The organism is Salipiger sp. HF18 (assembly GCF_011806505.1).
GTDB classification, from domain to species: Bacteria; Pseudomonadota; Alphaproteobacteria; order Rhodobacterales; family Rhodobacteraceae; genus Salipiger; species Salipiger thiooxidans.
This window is the reverse complement of the sequence record NZ_JAATOS010000788.1, coordinates 1-1,221: the sequence shown is the minus strand read 5'-3', so window position 1 is coordinate 1,221 and position 1,221 is coordinate 1. Positions and strand designations below refer to the sequence as shown.

Genomic DNA, 1,221 nt, shown 5'->3' with positions numbered 1-1,221 from the left:
TCGTGAAAATAAACATCGTGCAGCCCCCCCCGCTGCCCCCCCTTGCCGCGCTGGCCGCCTGTGCCGAGCCCCGCCCTGCCGCAACCCCCCCGCCGCAACCGGCCGAGGAGGCCGCGGCCCGGCCGCAGGCGCGCCCCGCCTCGGTGGCGCCGGCTGCCAATGCGCGCACGGCCGAGCAGTTCGACACCACCACCGCCGATGAGCGCGCCGCCGCGGCTGCGCCCAAGGCGGGGGGAGAGCGTTCGCTCGGAACATCGGTGGCATCGCTCGGCGATCCGTCGAAGCCCGGGTTCTGGCTCGAGACGCCGCTGGTCACGTCGCCCACGCAGGGGCGGGTGCGCTACCCCGGCTCGGGCAAGTCGGCGCAGGTCGAGCTTCTCCCGATCGACGGGGCGACCACCTCGGGCAGCCGGATCTCGCTCGCGGCGATGCGGCTCATCGAGGCGCCGCTCACTGACCTTCCGACGCTCGAGGTCTATGCCGGCGGCTGATCCGCACGGCGTTGCGTTGCCCGGCTGTTTTTTGATCAGAAAGACCTTGGCAGCCGCTGGGGCTTTCGACATGCTGCCCTCCAGAAGGCGGTGGCCCCGGGCGAGTCCGGGCTACGCCATTGGTCTAATATGCCACCGCCTGCGACCGTGTAGTGTGGTGGCACGGAAGGAAGGGAGGCTCTCCAGATGCATATGAGCGATACCCGCGAGATCAACGCCCCGCGCGAGGTGGTGTGGGCCGCGATCCTCGATCCAGAGGTGCTGAAGCAATGCGTGCCCGGCTGCACCGAGATGACCGGGTCCCCCGAGGAGGGGTTCGAGGCCACGGTGGTGCAGAAGGTCGGCCCGGTGAAGGCGACCTTCCAGGGCAAGGTCACGCTGTCGAACCTGAACGAACCGGAAAGCCTGACCCTGTCGGGGGACGGCAAGGGCGGGGCCGCAGGCTTTGCCAAGGGCGGCGCCGACGTGACGCTGACCGAAAAGGGCGACGGCATCACGGTGCTGCACTACGAGGTCGAGGCCAAGGTGGGCGGCAAGCTGGCCCAGCTCGGCAGCCGGATCATCGACGGCTTCGCCAAGAAGATGGCGGACCAGTTCTTCACCAATTTCCAGGAGGCCGTCGAAGGCCCCGCGGATCCGGACCAAGCGCCGGAAGCCGAGGGCGACGCCGGTGCCGAGGGCAAGAAGAAGGGCTGGTTCAAGCGCATGGTCTCGGGCTGAGGCCGGCTGG

2 protein-coding genes are annotated in these 1,221 nt (G+C 69.6%); both read left to right on the top strand.

Features of this window, described 5'->3' with window-relative positions:
- The first annotated feature begins 2 nt into the window (after window positions 1-2).
- Window positions 3-491 carry a hypothetical protein gene (locus HC022_RS26940; RefSeq protein WP_167454420.1) on the top strand — a complete coding sequence of 163 codons (489 nt, stop codon included), beginning with the start codon at window positions 3-5 and terminating at the stop codon, window positions 489-491.
- A gap of 186 nt (window positions 492-677) precedes the next feature.
- A complete protein-coding gene (locus tag HC022_RS26935; RefSeq protein WP_167454419.1) occupies window positions 678-1,211 on the top strand; it encodes a CoxG family protein in 534 nt (177 codons plus the stop codon).
- Window positions 1,212-1,221 lie beyond the last annotated feature (10 nt).